The following is a 13,590-nucleotide window of genomic DNA, read 5'->3' on the forward strand; positions in this document are numbered from 1 at the left end:
GCCCGATCAGCGTCGGCCCGTTCTGCCGGGCGGTTCGCGTGTCCATCTGGGGCGCGAACCGCCCGGTTTTTGCATGTGCGAACGCGGGAACCGTCAAAGCGCTTGCGAAACGCGGCGCGCGCTACCATGTGAGTGATCGATCACAGTTTGCCCGAATATGAGGGCAAGAGGAGCTTCCGTTTGTCCGATACCGTCCGCCTGCCCGACCTCGACCGTGCGATCGGGTTCACGCTGCCCGACCATCACGCACGCGGTCGCGTTGTGCGGCTGGGGCTGGTCGCGCAGTCGATCCTCGCTGCCCATGCCTATCCGGCGCCGATCGAAAAGCTGCTGGCCGAATCGCTCGCGCTGACCGCGCTGCTCGGCTCGACGCTGAAGGATGCCGAGGGTCAGCTGACGCTGCAGGCGCAGACGCAGGGCGGGATTATTCGCCTGATGGTGTGCGACTACAAGAATGGCGAGCTGCGCGGCTATGTCGATTACGACGCCGACCGCTTGGCCGAACTGGGCGAGGACCCGTCGCTATTCGCGCTGTTCGGGCAGGGGTATCTGGCGATCACCTTCGACCAGGTGACGTCGGGCGAGCGGTATCAGGGCATCGTGCCGCTGGACGGGGAATCGATCGCGCAAGCGGCGGAAAGCTATTTCCTGCAGTCCGAACAGATCCCGTCGCTGGTCCGCTTGGGCATCGGCGTCGACGACAATGGCCAGCGGATCGCCGGCGGCATTTTCCTCCAGCATCTGCCCGAGGGCGAAGAGGGGCGCGAGCGGCTGCACGTCCGGCTCGACCATCCCGAATGGCATCATGTCGAGGCGCTGGGCGCCACGATGGGTGCCGACGAACTCGCCGATCCGATGCTGCCGCTCGAGACGCTCGTCTGGCGCCTGTTCAACGAAGAGCGTGAGGTCCGGGTGCTGGCCAGCACGCCACTGTCGCGCGGCTGCCGGTGCGACCGCAACTATATCGCGGGGGTGATTTCGCGCTTCCCGACCGAGGAGCGGGCGGCGATGGCCGATGAACAGGGCATCATCACCGTCGATTGCGCCTTTTGCGCGACGAAATTTCCGCTCGCGCTGTCCGACATAGCGGCCTGACGCGACCAGGGGGGAAGGCATCATGGGGGGAAGTTTGCGGTGGGGGCTGGCGGCGGCGCTGGCCATCGCGTCGGGAGCGGTTGCGCAACCCGCAGCCGCGCCGTCGCTGATGGCGATGCAGCCGGTGGCCACCGGCCAATGGTCGCTGCGCAGTCCCGGATCGGCGGAGGCGGCGCGCGAAAGCTGCATCGCCGACACTGCCGTGCTGTTCCGCCTCCGCCTGCGGGCGGCGCAGTGCAGCCGGTTCGTGATCGAGGACACGCCGCGCATCGCCACCGTCCATTATACCTGTCCGGGCGCGGGGCACGTCCGCACGACGATCCATGTCGATACGCCCCGTGCGTTACGGATCGAGAGCGAAGGGATCGTCGATGGCATGCCGTTCGCCGATGCGTTCGAGGCGCGCCGTGTCGGCAGTTGCGGCGGGCGCGGCCGTTAAGCGCATGTTTAACCCCGATCGGATATCAGCAGGGCATGTCCTTACGGGCATGCATGTGATCCCTAAGCATGAAACCCCTTCGGGCCGCCGCTGTGCGGCCCGTCCTTTGTCGGGCGGTTGCCCTTCTGGCGCGAAGGCCTTAGCGAGCGCAGCATGACGATTACTCCCCTCAGCGTGGTGCTGGTGTCGGGTGGACTGGACTCGATGGTGTCGGCGGCGCTGGCGCGAGAGGCAGGCCACCGGCTGCTGGCGCTTTCGATCGATTATAACCAGCGCCATCTGGTCGAACTGGCGGCGGCGCGGCGGATCGCCAAGGCGCTTGGCGCCGAACGCCATGTCGTATTGCCGCTCGACCTGTCGACCTTTGGCGGATCGGCGCTGACCGACGCATCGATCGCGGTGCCGAAGAGCGGCGTGGAGCCAGACGTGATCCCCGTCACCTATGTCCCGGCACGCAATACGATCTTCCTCAGCCTGGCGCTCGGTTGGGCCGAGGCGGCGGGCGCGCGCGACCTGTGGATCGGCGTCAATGCGCTCGATTATTCGGGCTATCCCGATTGCCGCCCGGACTTCATCGCCGGGTTCGAGCAGCTGGCCGAACTCGCCACCCGCGCCGGTGCCGAGGGCGACCGGTTCCGCATCCACGCACCGCTGCAACATATGACCAAGGCCGATATCGCGCGCGAAGCGGATCGGCTGGGCATCGATGCCGGCATGAGCTGGTCCTGCTACGATCCGGTCGGCGACCTGCATTGCGGCCGCTGCGACAGCTGCCGGCTGCGCGCGCGCGGCTTTGTCGAGGCGGGGTTGCCCGATCCGACGCGTTATGCCGAGCGGCCTGACACCGGCCTATGACCTATTCCGTCAAGGAAATGTTCCTGACCCTGCAGGGGGAGGGGGTGCATGCCGGGCGTCGCGCGGTGTTCGTGCGCTTTGCCGGCTGCAATCTATGGACCGGGCGCGAGCAGGATCGTGCCAAAGCGATCTGCCGCTTCTGCGATACCGATTTCGTCGGGACCGATGGCGTGGGCGGGGGCAAGTTCGCCGATGCCGACGCGCTGGTCGCTGCGGTGAGCGCCGCGTGGGGCAGCGGTGACGTCCGCCGCTTCGTCGTGCTGACCGGTGGCGAGCCGATGTTGCAGATCGACGATGCGCTGGTCACCGCGCTGCACGAGGCAGGATTTACCATCGCGATTGAAAGCAATGGCACGATCGCGGCACATCCCGGCATCGACTGGATCTGCGTCAGTCCCAAGGCCGGCAGCGAGGTCGTGCAGCGGCAGGGTGACGAACTGAAGCTGGTTTGGCCGCAGGACGGCATCGACGTCGACGCGATCGAGCAGTGGGACTTCGCGCATCACCTGATCCAGCCGATGGACGCGGTGGGGATGGAGGAAATGCACCGCGACGCCGCGATAGACTTCGCGATGGACCGGCCGAAATGGCGCCTATCGCTTCAGACGCACAAGCTACTCGGCCTGCGCTGATCCCGCGTCAGCCCGCGCGGGCGGCGATGGTGATCTCGTAGGCCCCGGTCAGCGGATCATGGTGCAGCGGCGCGCGAAGCTGACGCGACAGGCCGAGGATGATCCGGCCATAGCGGCTGGCGATCAGCGCTTCGAGGTCCTCGCTCTCGACCAATGCCGGCGACGTCGTGCGCAGGACGGCGGTGTCGGTGCCCGCGACGTGGCGCAGCGAGACGCCGACCTGCGCCTGCGGGTTTACCGATACTGCCAGCTCGATCAACTCGGTCAGCAAAAACGACACCGCCACCGCGACGTCCTGCGTTACCAGCACCGATTCGATGTTCAGCGTGATGCCGAGCTTGGTCGCGGTGCCCGACGCGGTGGCCCGAATGTTGGACGCCAGCTCGCCGATGACCGATTTCAACTCCAGCCCGCGGTTTTCCTCCATCTCGGCATAATGATGCCGATGGACGACCGCCAGTGCATCAACCCGCCGCTGAATGGTGGCATAGGCATCGGCCGCTGCTTCACCATGCGCGCTACGGGCGTGAAAATTGATAAGGCTGGCAATGACCTGCAGGTTGTTTTTCACGCGATGATGCACTTCGCGCGTCAGCTTCGTCTGGCGCACCAGCCCGTCGGCCATCGATTGTTCGTGGCGCTCGACGGTATGGGTAAGTTCCTGGAACGTCTCGCCCAGATCGGCAATTTCCTGCGCTGGCACCGCGCCCAGATTGACGTCGGCCATGGGGGAGCCGGGGCGATAGCGTTCGATATCGTCGCGCAGGCGGCGGAGCGGCCGGATGAGCAGGCGATCGACCACGAACCAGCCGATGCCCGTCGCCGCGATCCACATGACCAGCGGCAGCAGCATCGCGATGATCGCCGACGAGGTGAAAGGCGCACGGCGCACGGCCATGGAAAATGCCAGATCGTCGATGCCGAGCGGAATGTCGACCCGTTCGCGCCGGTCGATCCCGCCCTGCGCCGCCAGCTGCGACAGGATCAGTTCGGAATCGGTGCCATGCAGCAGGCCACCTTCATAGGGCGAGGCGAAGCCGCTTGGCTGTGCCAGTTCGCGCAGCATCGTGACCGGGAAAAATGCGACCGCGCGCGCCGAACTGACACCGCGAATGTCGAGCACCAGCCCGGCGTCGGGTACGACCTGCGCCCGGACACCGCCGGCATCGGGGGCGCCGGCCATCCGCACCGGAATGGCGGTGCCGCAGACCAGCCGGCCATCGGCGGAATAGATGCCGAACCGCGCGCCGACCGAGGTCTGCTGGGCGAACACCCCCTCGACCCGCGCACAGCTGGGTGAATTGGCCGGATCGGTCGACATGGCGGTCATCGCCACGCGCAATGCCGTCATGTCGCCGACGAGTTCGATCGCAAGCGCGCGTGACGCTTCCGTCGCCGCGACACGCAACCGTGCGCGCAGATCGACATCGGCGACCCGCGATGTCTGCAACGTAGCGAACAAGGCAATCAGGGCCAGCGGCAAAAGCGCGGCGCTGAGGATCAGCATCAGTTTTGCGCCGGTGGGCGCACGGCGCAGGGCGGCGGCCGGACTCGGCGGCTTCCGCCGAACAGGGGTGGATGTCGTCACACCGTGTGAGCTATTTCAGCTTGCTCAGCAAGTCGAGCATCTCGTCCGGCACGGCCTCGCTCGCGGCGTCATGATAGACGGCGCGCAGCGCGTTGCCGAGGTTCGACGAATCCTTCTTGTCCGATGAAGGCGCCGCTGCTGGGTTCGCGCTCGACTGCCGCGCCGCCTTTTCACCATCCTTCACGAAGCAATGCCTTCCCCCGATACCCGGACCATATTCCCGGTACGAAACTGTCAAATCATGTTCCCGACGGCTTCAAGGCGACCTTGGCTGGGCACGTCTGGGCGGACATGAAACTAAAGACGCGCTCGTTGGTTCCATGACCTGACGCGAACTCGGGGGAGGCGTCTTCTCCTTGCCGTTTCGTGGCCGTTTTTGAGATTTGCGTCGTCGGCAATGCCGGTGGCGTGCCGAAGGAGAATTACCTGATCATGTCGCTCGGACAGCAGCTCGCGCCGCACCTTCCCTTCCTCCGGCGCTATGGCCGTGCGCTTACCGGCAGCCAGACCGAGGGCGATCAGTATGTTCGTGCGACGCTGGAAGCGATCGTCGCCGCGCCGGAAGAATTTCCCCGCGAGGTCGATCCCCGGCTGGGACTGTATCGCACGTTCCAAGCGATCTGGGCATCGTCCCAGCCCGAGGCATTCGGGGCGGCTAGCGCATCGGGAACTGACAACGAGGCGATCGCGCAGGCGCGGCTTGCCCGGATCGCCCCGCTGTCGCGTCAGGCGCTTCTGCTGACCGCGATGGAAGGCTTCACGACCGAGGACGCCGCCTATCTGATCGAGGCGAGCCCCGATGAGGTCGAGGAATTGGTCGCCGAAGCGCTCCGCGAAATCGAACAGCAGACCCGTTCGCGCGTGATGATTATCGAGGATGAGCCACTGATCGCCATGGACCTCGAACAGATCGTTCGCGATCTGGGCCATGACGTGACCGGCGTGGCGGTGACCCGCGACGAAGCGGTCGCGCTGGCGATGCAGGACCGGCCGGGGCTGGTGCTGGCTGATATTCAGCTGGCCGACGACAGCTCGGGCATCGACGCGGTGAAGGATATCCTGTCGGAATTCAACGTGCCGGTGATCTTCATCACCGCCTTCCCCGAACGTCTGCTGACCGGTGAGCGGCCCGAGCCGACGTTCCTCATCACCAAGCCGTTCCAGCGCTCGACGGTGAAGGCGGCAATCAGCCAGGCGCTGTTCTTCGACGAAGCGACCGTGCCGGAAGCGGCCGCATAACGGTACGGACCCAAAACGAACCTCGGGGGTTGATAGGCGATGGCAGACGATAACGACCGCATCCATGTCAGCGCCACCGAGGCGCGGGCCGGCGCAACGCCGGGGGTAACCCGCTATGTACTGGCGATATCCCTGATCGCGGCAATCGCGGTTATGGCGTACATCTTGCTGACCTGATCCCCGCCGCTGCGCGCCGTACCATCCGGCGCGCAGCGGCTGGCATTCCGCCAACGCCAACCCTATGTTCGGGTCTGCCCCACACCGGGCCGACTGCGTATCGAACGGATAAGAATGACTGAATCCGATATTAGCGAGGACGTGGCGGGCGAGGTGCGGGAGCATGTCGCGTTGCCGGACCCCGAGTTCAAGAAGCAGCTGGCACAGGTTATTCCGCACCTGCGCGCGTTCGGCAGGTCCTTGTCGGGCAGCCGCGATCTGGCCGATGATCTGGTGCAGGAAACGCTGTTGAAGGCATGGGCCGCGCGCCAGCGGTTTCAGGCCGGCACCAACATGCGCGCTTGGACGTTCATCATCCTGCGCAACCTGTACCTGTCCCAGATGCGTCGCGCCCGGTTTAAGGGCGAGTGGGACGATCTGGTGGCCGACCGCATTCTTGCGGCACCGGCCAGCCAGGATCGCCATGTCGAATTGGCCGACATGCAACGCGCGCTGCTGCACCTTCCGCAACCGCAGCGTGAGGCGCTGATCCTCGTCGGTGCCGGTGGCTTCGCGTACGAGGAAGCTGCCGAAATCTGTAACGTGGCAGTCGGCACCATCAAGAGCCGTGTCGCACGCGGCCGCGTCGCACTGGAAGCGTTGATGACGGAGGGCAAGCTGCCCTCGCGCGCGGAACAGCCTGATAATAATGGCCAGACCGTGCTTGATACGATCATGGGCGAAGTGGACGACCTCAGCCGCGAACGCTGAGGTCGCTTATTGCTCGGGCAGATCGTCGAGCGACTGGAGATACTCCCGCCAGTTCGTCGGCAATGCCGCATCCTGGCGATACACCTGCCGAAGCGCGTGACCCACGCCGTCGCCCGGATTGGGCGGACGCACGACCTGCCCCGCGAAGGGGCGTTTGCCGGGGGAGGGAACATGCGGTGCCATGTCCTTCCAACGACCGCTTGAGCGTTTCGTTTCATGCGCTTAACCGATAGGTATCGCAGTCCGTCGCATCGATGCCGGGGGAAGTGATGCAGTTATCGTCCGATCTGTTGGCGCGCGTCCGTGCCGGTTCGCCGTTCCTGTCGACGCTGATCGATCGCGAAGCGGACTTCCTGACCCGCATCGATGGGTTCGATGGCGACGTCCTTGCCGCGGTAGCAGCCGAACCGGACATGCCGCTGGCGAGGCAATTGCGGGTCGAGCGACGCCGCCTCGCGCTGCTGGTCGCGCTGGCCGACCTTTCGGGTGCCTATGACCTGACGCGCGTCACCCGAACGCTCAGCGACTTTGCCGATCTTGCCCTGCACCGCGCGATCGAACAGGCGATCGAGGAACGGACGCCGGGGGCCGAGCCGATCGGTTTCGTGGCGATCGGTCTGGGCAAACAGGGCAGTCACGAACTCAACTATTCGTCCGATATCGACCCGATCCTGCTCTACGAACCCGCCATCCTGCCCCGGCGCGAAAAGGATTCGCCGGCGGAAGCGGCGGTGCGCATCGCTCGACGTGCGGTCGAACTGCTCCAGTCGCGCGACGGCGACGGCTATGTCCTGCGGGTCGACCTGCGGCTGCGGCCTTCGCCAGAGGCCACGCCGATCGCGCTGCCGGTCGACGCCGCCGTTTCCTATTATGAGTCGGCGGCTTTGCCGTGGGAGCGGGCGGCATTCATCCGCGCTCGTGCCGTTGCGGGGGATTTGGCGCTGGGCAATCGCTTTCTGGAAGCGATCCGGCCGTTCGTCTGGCGTCGCGCACTGGATTACGGCGCGATCGGCGAGATCCGTGAGATCACGCGCCGCATCCGCGAACATTATGCGCAGGGACAGGCATTCGGTCCAGGCTATGACCTGAAGCGCGGACGCGGCGGCATTCGCGAGGTCGAATTCTTTGCGCAGGTGCATCAGCTGGTCCATGGCGGCCGCGATCCGGCCTTGCGAGCGCCGGCCACGCGTGACGCACTTGCCGCGCTCGCGACGGGCGGGCGCATCGCCGCTGATGAAGCCCGCACGATGGACGCCGCCTACACCCTTTTCCGCACCATCGAACATCGGCTGCAAATGGTCGACGACCGGCAGACGCACAGCCTCCCCGACCAACCCGAAGCGCTCGACCGGGTAGCGCGGCTGCATGGGGTGGACGATGCTGCGGCGCTGCTCGACTTGCTGGCGCCGCATGTCGCGGCGGTCGGCGCGATCTATGACCGGCTCGACGGGGCGACCACCGCGCGCCTGCCGGCTGACGCGCAATCGCTGGCGGAGCGGCTGGAGGCGCTGGGCTTTGCGTCAGGTGAGCAGGGTGCGCGGCGGATCGCCGATTGGCGCGGTGGGGGGTATCCGGCGTTGCGCAGTCCGGCGGCCCGTGCTGCGCTGGAGGACAGCCTGCCTGGACTGGTCGCCGGCCTCGCCACGGCCGCCGACCCGCAGGCCGCGCTGTTGCGGCTCGACGCGATGCTCGCGCGGTTGCCCAGTGCCATCAACCTGTTCCGCCTGCTCGAAGCGCAGCCGGCACTCGCCCGCCTGCTCAGCACGATCTTGTGCCACGCGCCGACGCTTGCCGAGGCGCTGGCCCGGCGCGCGGTGCTGCTGGACGCGTTGATCGACGCGCGCGCGCTGGAGCCGGTCGGCGATGTCGATGCGCTGGCCGCCGAGATGCGGGCGCGCGGTAGCGACGGCTATGAACGGCTGCTCGATCACGTCCGCGATGTCGTCAACGAAAAGCGCTTCATGCTGGGCGTGCAGGTCGTTGCGGGCACCAGCGACCCGCTTGCGGTGGCGGCAGGCTATGCGCGCGTGGCGGAGGCGGCGGTGCAGGTCCTCGCTGCCGCTACCATCGCGGAATTCGCGCAGCGTCATGGGCATGTGCTGGGCAGCGAACTGATCGTGCTTGCGCTGGGTCGGCTGGGCGGCGGCGCGCTGACCCATGCGTCGGACCTCGACCTGATCTATTGCTTCACCGGCGACTTCGCGGCGGAATCGGACGGGGAAAAGCCGCTCGGCGCGGTCCTCTACTACAACCGCCTTGCCCAGCGATTGACGGCGGCGCTGTCGGTGCAGACCGCCTCCGGGCCGCTCTATGAAGTCGATACCCGCCTGCGCCCGTCGGGTGCGCAGGGGCCGCTGGTCGTCTCGCTTGCGGGGTTAGAACGCTACCAGCGGGAGGATGCGTGGACGTGGGAGCATATGGCACTCGCTCGCGCGCGGCCGATCGTCGGGTCGGGTGAGGGGCAGGCACAGGCCGCCGCGATCATCGCGCGGGTGCTGGGCGGCGATCGTCCGCAGCGCGACGTTGCGGCGGAGGCGGTCGCGATGCGGGCGGAAATGGCGCGGCATAAACCCCCCGTGGGGCCGCTCGATGCAAAGCTCGTTACAGGTGGCCTCGTCGATCTCGAATTCGCCGTTCATGTTACGCAACTTACGACCGGTCGCGGTCTGGTGCCGCAGCTGGGCGCGGCTATCGATGCGCTGGCGGGGGAGGGGCTGCTACCCGGCACCCTGCGGCAGTCGCATGACTTCCTGACCCGGCTGCTGGTGACGATGCGGCTGGTCGCGCCTGACGGGCAGGTGCCATCCGACGCAACGCAACCGATCGTGGCAGCCGCGCTTGGCTGTCCCGACTGGCCGACGGCGCTTGCCCGGCTGGATGCGGTGCGGCAGACCGTCGGGGTGGTTTGGCAAGGCATTGTGACAGGAGCACAGGATGGAAATCGGTGACACCCTACCTGGTGGCAAGCTGACGGCTGCCGACGGCACCCGCCTCACACTGGCCGATCGCATCGGCCAGCCGCTGGTGCTGTATTTCTACCCCAAGGCCGACACGACCGGCTGTACGCGGGAGGCGCAGGATTTTTCGGCGCTGATGGACGATTTCCGCGCGCGCGGAGCGTCGGTGATCGGCGTTTCGCGCGACACCCCGGTAAAGCTCACGCGCTTCGCCGCCAAGCATGGGCTGACCGTCGAACTGGCTAGCGACGAGGACGGATCGGTGTGCGAGGCGTTTGGCACCTGGGTTGAAAAGCAGATGTACGGCCGGAGCTATATGGGCATCGAACGGGCGACATTCCTGTTCGACGCGGCGGGCAAGCTGGTGCGGCAGTGGCGCAAGGTAAAGGTCGCGGGACACGCTGCGGAAGTGCTGGCAGCGCTGCCGGCGTGAGCCGGGCGGATCGATTGCAATCCGGCGCTTTGCCGACCCAATATTCCCAGCATGGCTCTATGGTTAAACGGCTCGCCGTGCCTGTACGGCGGTTTAACGCGGGGGGAGGGGCCTGCGCTTGCGTGCCGTATCAAAAGTCCGGCAAGTGCAGCCTCGGTCAACGCGGTGGGGCATACCGTAAAGACATTGGGGTTCATCGTTCGTGTCGGCTCGTCCGGCGCGCAAACGCTCGGATAGCGGGACAGAATGTCGATTACCTCCGTATTTAAAAACAACGTCGCTCCGGTCGCGGGGTTCCGTTCGATCTTTCGGACCCGCCATTTTATCCTGCACGACGGCAAGCAGCTGCGCCGCCACACGATTTCCGGTCGGAACCAGGCCGCTGCCGCCGGTCTCGCCGCCGTCACCATCGCTTTCTCGGCCTATGGCATGGGGCAGGCGACGGTCGGCACCGCGATGGCGGGTGCGGTGGCCGGCGATGACAAGGTCGCGGTGATGCAACAGCAGGTCGATGCGATGCGCGCCGATGTCGCCCGGCTCCACGCCGATGCCCGCGCCCATGCCGAACGGCTCGACAAGCGTCAGGCGGCGCTCGCCGCGGTGCTGACCGGATCGGAAGATGCCAAGGCGCTGGCGCTTGCCGCGCTCGAGCAGAAGCCGGCGGGTGCCACCAACAGCGTGACCCGCCCGTTCGACCGCGTGGCCCGGCACCAGGCGGCAATGGCGGCGCAGGCAAAGGCGATTGCCGATGCGCGCTATGCCCAGACGGCGGGATCGCTGCGCAAGCTGGGCCTGAACCCGCGCCGGGTGATGCCGGCGATGGGTGGCCCCTATGAGCCGGTCGACGCCGCCACCGCCGCCGCGGCGGCTGCCGGTGCCGCCACCGCCGATGCGCAGGCCGACGCCCAGTTCCGCGCCTTGTTCATGAGCTGGAAGAAGCTCGATACCATCGAACAGGCCGCGATTTCGATCCCGTCCTATCAGCCGGTGCAGAGCCTTTCGTTCACCAGCAATTTCGGGGTCCGCTCCGATCCGTTCCGTGGCACCGCCGCGATGCACGCCGGGGTCGATATTCCCGGCCCGACCGGCACGCCGATCTACGCTACCGCCGACGGCATCATCTCGCGCGCCGAACGTGCCGGTGGCTATGGCAATCTGATCGAGGTCAACCACGGCAAGGGCATCGCCACCCGCTATGGCCATTTGTCGAAGATCCTCGTTCGCGACCATGAGCGCGTGAAGCGCGGCCAGATGATCGGCCTGATGGGATCGACCGGCCGCTCGACCGGCAGCCATCTCCATTACGAAGTCCGCATCGACGGGTCGGCGGTGAACCCGGCGCCGTATTTGCAGGCCGGGCAGCTCGCGATGGCAGCCGACCGTGCGCAGCGGCAGCGTCTGGCGATGGGTGGCCCCGCCGTCGCGGAGTGACGCGGACGCGACGACCGTTGCCGTCGCGTGACACTGCGCCTATCTCGGCGTGATGGATACGACCATGACCGACGTCACCCTGTCCGCCGCCGCCGCCGCGCGCGTCGCGGCCATCGCCGCGAAACAGGCCAAGCCAGCGATCCTGCGCCTGTCGGTCGAAGGGGGCGGCTGCTCCGGATTCCAGTATCGCTTCGGCCTTGCCGATGGCGTCGATGCGGAGGACAGCATCGCGCAGACCGATGGCGTGACGCTGGTGGTCGATCCGGTCAGCATCGATCTGGTGCGGGGCAGCGAGGTCGATTTCGTCGAATCGCTGGGTGGTGCGGCGTTCCGCGTGACCAATCCGCAGGCCGCATCCGGCTGCGGTTGCGGCACCAGCTTCGCGGTCTGACGTGCGGATCGTCTCCTACAACGTCAACGGCATCAAGGCGCGCCTGCCCCGGCTGATCGAATATCTGACCGAGGAACAGCCCGATGTGGTCTGTCTTCAGGAACTGAAATCCAGCGACGACACGTTTCCGGAAGCCGATATCCGCGCCGCCGGCTACGGTGCCATCTGGCACGGGCAAAAGGGGTTCAACGGCGTCGCGGTGCTGGCGCGCGGCACCGATCCGGTCGAACGGCAACGTGGGCTCACCGGGGAGCCAGAGGACGAGCATAGCCGCTATCTGGAGGCGGAGGTCGATGGCGTCGTCGTGGCGTCGATCTACCTACCCAATGGCAATCCGCAGCCTGGCCCCAAATTCGATTACAAGCTGCGCTGGATCGACCGGTTGCGCGCCCGCGCTGCCGAGTTGCTGGCAGAAGAGCGAGCGGTGGTGCTTGCCGGCGATTATAATGTCATCCCTAACGACGATGACGTGTTTTCAGTGCGGGCGATGCAGGCGGATGCGCTGATGCAGCCCGAATCGCGTGCCGGGTACCGCGCGTTGCTGGCGCAGGGCTGGACCGATTCACTCCGGACGCGCTTTCCCAAGGGCGGCGTGTGGACCTTCTGGGACTATCAGGCGGGTGCGTGGCAGCGCGATGCCGGGTTCCGTATCGATCACCTACTGCTCAGCCCGATCGCTGCGGATCGCTTCGTCGATGCCGGCGTCGATAAAAGTCATCGCGGTCGCGAAAAGGCCAGCGATCACGCGCCGACCTGGGTCCGCCTCCGGTGAAGCGCATCGCGCTTGCCATGGTCGGCATCGCAGCGTCGGTGCCGTCCGTGGCCGCCGCGCGCGATTATTGCCCGACCCGGCCCAGTCTGGGGCAATCGGCGTGCACCATTGAACCAGGCCATTTTGCGGTCGAGACCGCGCTGTCCGATTGGGAACGCTCGCGCGACAGCGACACGGTGGTGTTCGGCGATACGCTGTTCCGGTTGGGTATCAGTGATACGGCCGAATTGCAGGTCGAATGGACACCGCTCGGGATCGCGCGCGATCGCCCCGCCGGGCGCAACGTCGCGCGGACGGGCGATGTCCAGCTGGGCACCCGCATCGCGTTGCGAAACCCCGATGGAAAGGGCCTGTCCTATGGCCTGCAGCCTTCGGTAACGGTGCCGGTCGGGCGGTCGCCCATCGGCGGCGGCGGTTGGGGAGCGGGGATAGTGGCCCCGGTGTCCTATGATCTGACCGACCGGCTGAACCTGCAATTTTCCCCCGAAGTCGCATGGCTGCCGCGCGATAGTGGCAGGGGTAACCAGATGGTGACGACGGCGACGGTCGGGCTTGGCATCCTCCTGTCCGATGCTTGCCAATTGACGACCGAAGTGCAGTTCGAGCGGGCGGACAAGGTGACCGACCACCGGCTGGCGCTGGCGGTCGCATGGCAGGTGTCGGACGACCTGTTCCTCGATACCGGCGGTGCGGCGGGTCTTGACGACCATACGCCGGAGCTACGCCTGTATAGCGGGATTTCGCGGCGCTTCTGACCTTCGGTCTGCCGGGAGGTCCGGGCATGCGAATATGTGGCGCAGAATGCGGTGTATTAGCGATATACGTCACCTT

Annotated in this window: 16 protein-coding genes; 13 read left to right on the forward strand and 3 right to left on the reverse strand. The window is 66.4% G+C overall.

Annotation, left to right across the window (positions count from 1 at the left end; all coding sequences use genetic code 11):
- The first annotated feature begins 180 nt into the window (after positions 1–180).
- The 4 genes from hslO to queE all read left to right on the forward strand — a co-directional run bounded on the left by hslO (position 181) and on the right by queE (position 3,021).
- Positions 181–1,095, forward strand: a complete 915-nt coding sequence (gene hslO, locus ASE67_RS11170; protein ID WP_082457108.1) for an Hsp33 family molecular chaperone HslO — start codon at positions 181–183, stop codon at positions 1,093–1,095.
- Between the two features lie 22 nt (positions 1,096–1,117).
- Positions 1,118–1,534, forward strand: a complete 417-nt coding sequence (locus ASE67_RS11175) for a hypothetical protein (protein WP_156348588.1) — start codon at positions 1,118–1,120, stop codon at positions 1,532–1,534.
- A 153-nt stretch (positions 1,535–1,687) separates the two neighbouring features.
- A complete protein-coding gene (gene queC, locus ASE67_RS11180) occupies positions 1,688–2,389 on the forward strand; it encodes a 7-cyano-7-deazaguanine synthase QueC (RefSeq protein ID WP_055760829.1) in 702 nt (233 codons plus the stop codon).
- Positions 2,386–3,021, forward strand: a complete 636-nt coding sequence (queE, locus tag ASE67_RS11185; protein ID WP_055760831.1) for a 7-carboxy-7-deazaguanine synthase — start codon at positions 2,386–2,388, stop codon at positions 3,019–3,021. The genes queC and queE overlap by 4 nt, the downstream gene beginning before the upstream one ends.
- Positions 3,022–3,028: 7 nt before the next feature.
- Here the strand turns inward: queE and ASE67_RS11190 are convergent, their stop codons facing one another.
- Both ASE67_RS11190 and ASE67_RS18395 read right to left on the reverse strand, forming a co-directional pair.
- Positions 3,029–4,528 (reverse strand): sensor histidine kinase, encoded by a 1,500-nt coding sequence (locus ASE67_RS11190; RefSeq protein WP_082457069.1) that lies wholly within the window; start codon positions 4,526–4,528, stop codon positions 3,029–3,031.
- 91 nt (positions 4,529–4,619) lie between these two features.
- Positions 4,620–4,793 (reverse strand): NepR family anti-sigma factor, encoded by a 174-nt coding sequence (locus tag ASE67_RS18395; protein WP_162233494.1) that lies wholly within the window; start codon positions 4,791–4,793, stop codon positions 4,620–4,622.
- A 248-nt stretch (positions 4,794–5,041) separates the two neighbouring features.
- Between ASE67_RS18395 and ASE67_RS11195 the strand changes: the two genes are divergently transcribed.
- The 3 genes from ASE67_RS11195 (at position 5,042) to ASE67_RS11205 (ending at position 6,775) form a co-directional block, all read left to right on the forward strand.
- Positions 5,042–5,848: a response regulator gene (locus ASE67_RS11195; RefSeq protein WP_055761637.1), complete on the forward strand. Its 807-nt coding sequence runs from the start codon at positions 5,042–5,044 to the stop codon at positions 5,846–5,848.
- 39 nt (positions 5,849–5,887) lie between these two features.
- A complete protein-coding gene (locus ASE67_RS18460) occupies positions 5,888–6,025 on the forward strand; it encodes a hypothetical protein (RefSeq protein ID WP_055760838.1) in 138 nt (45 codons plus the stop codon).
- 114 nt (positions 6,026–6,139) lie between these two features.
- Positions 6,140–6,775: a sigma-70 family RNA polymerase sigma factor gene (locus tag ASE67_RS11205; protein WP_055760840.1), complete on the forward strand. Its 636-nt coding sequence runs from the start codon at positions 6,140–6,142 to the stop codon at positions 6,773–6,775.
- Between the two features lie 6 nt (positions 6,776–6,781).
- On the opposite strand, the gene ASE67_RS18215 is transcribed toward ASE67_RS11205, so the two are convergent.
- On the reverse strand, positions 6,782–6,958 hold the full coding sequence (locus tag ASE67_RS18215) for a hypothetical protein (protein WP_156347551.1): 177 nt from the start codon (positions 6,956–6,958) through the stop codon (positions 6,782–6,784).
- A gap of 86 nt (positions 6,959–7,044) precedes the next feature.
- On the opposite strand from ASE67_RS18215, the gene ASE67_RS11210 reads away from it, so the two are divergent.
- The 6 genes from ASE67_RS11210 (at position 7,045) to ASE67_RS11235 (ending at position 13,514) form a co-directional block, all read left to right on the forward strand.
- Positions 7,045–9,723, forward strand: coding sequence for a bifunctional [glutamine synthetase] adenylyltransferase/[glutamine synthetase]-adenylyl-L-tyrosine phosphorylase (locus ASE67_RS11210; protein ID WP_235511877.1), 2,679 nt, complete (start codon positions 7,045–7,047; stop codon positions 9,721–9,723).
- A complete protein-coding gene (locus ASE67_RS11215) occupies positions 9,710–10,165 on the forward strand; it encodes a peroxiredoxin (protein WP_055760847.1) in 456 nt (151 codons plus the stop codon). The genes ASE67_RS11210 and ASE67_RS11215 overlap by 14 nt, the downstream gene beginning before the upstream one ends.
- A 246-nt stretch (positions 10,166–10,411) precedes the next feature.
- Positions 10,412–11,596, forward strand: a complete 1,185-nt coding sequence (locus ASE67_RS11220; RefSeq protein ID WP_055760849.1) for a M23 family metallopeptidase — start codon at positions 10,412–10,414, stop codon at positions 11,594–11,596.
- Positions 11,597–11,660: 64 nt separating this feature from the next.
- On the forward strand, positions 11,661–11,987 hold the full coding sequence (locus ASE67_RS11225; protein WP_055761641.1) for a HesB/IscA family protein: 327 nt from the start codon (positions 11,661–11,663) through the stop codon (positions 11,985–11,987).
- Between the two features lies 1 nt (position 11,988).
- Positions 11,989–12,759, forward strand: coding sequence for an exodeoxyribonuclease III (gene xth / locus ASE67_RS11230; RefSeq protein WP_055760852.1), 771 nt, complete (start codon positions 11,989–11,991; stop codon positions 12,757–12,759).
- Positions 12,756–13,514: a transporter gene (locus ASE67_RS11235; protein WP_055760855.1), complete on the forward strand. Its 759-nt coding sequence runs from the start codon at positions 12,756–12,758 to the stop codon at positions 13,512–13,514. Before xth ends, ASE67_RS11235 begins: the two co-directional genes overlap by 4 nt.
- Positions 13,515–13,590 lie beyond the last annotated feature (76 nt).

The sequence above is a fragment of the Sphingomonas sp. Leaf23 genome (assembly GCF_001421585.1).
Taxonomy (GTDB): domain Bacteria; phylum Pseudomonadota; class Alphaproteobacteria; order Sphingomonadales; family Sphingomonadaceae; genus Sphingomonas.

What these genes read in the sequence shown, in the direction of transcription:
- ASE67_RS11195 (WP_055761637.1), top strand. Translation starts at nt 5,042, where the DNA reads ATGTCGCTCGGACAGCAGCTCGCGCCGCACCTTCCCTTCCTCCGGCGC.
- ASE67_RS11220 (WP_055760849.1), top strand. Translation starts at nt 10,412, where the DNA reads ATGTCGATTACCTCCGTATTTAAAAACAACGTCGCTCCGGTCGCGGGG.
- ASE67_RS11190 (WP_082457069.1), bottom strand. Translation starts at nt 4,528, where the DNA reads ATGCTGATCCTCAGCGCCGCGCTTTTGCCGCTGGCCCTGATTGCCTTG.
- ASE67_RS11205 (WP_055760840.1), top strand. Translation starts at nt 6,140, where the DNA reads ATGACTGAATCCGATATTAGCGAGGACGTGGCGGGCGAGGTGCGGGAG.
- ASE67_RS11175 (WP_156348588.1), top strand. Translation starts at nt 1,118, where the DNA reads ATGGGGGGAAGTTTGCGGTGGGGGCTGGCGGCGGCGCTGGCCATCGCG.
- ASE67_RS11210 (WP_235511877.1), top strand. Translation starts at nt 7,045, where the DNA reads ATGCAGTTATCGTCCGATCTGTTGGCGCGCGTCCGTGCCGGTTCGCCG.
- ASE67_RS18460 (WP_055760838.1), top strand. Translation starts at nt 5,888, where the DNA reads ATGGCAGACGATAACGACCGCATCCATGTCAGCGCCACCGAGGCGCGG.
- queE (WP_055760831.1), top strand. Translation starts at nt 2,386, where the DNA reads ATGACCTATTCCGTCAAGGAAATGTTCCTGACCCTGCAGGGGGAGGGG.
- ASE67_RS11215 (WP_055760847.1), top strand. Translation starts at nt 9,710, where the DNA reads ATGGAAATCGGTGACACCCTACCTGGTGGCAAGCTGACGGCTGCCGAC.
- ASE67_RS18215 (WP_156347551.1), bottom strand. Translation starts at nt 6,958, where the DNA reads ATGGCACCGCATGTTCCCTCCCCCGGCAAACGCCCCTTCGCGGGGCAG.
- queC (WP_055760829.1), top strand. Translation starts at nt 1,688, where the DNA reads ATGACGATTACTCCCCTCAGCGTGGTGCTGGTGTCGGGTGGACTGGAC.
- ASE67_RS11225 (WP_055761641.1), top strand. Translation starts at nt 11,661, where the DNA reads ATGACCGACGTCACCCTGTCCGCCGCCGCCGCCGCGCGCGTCGCGGCC.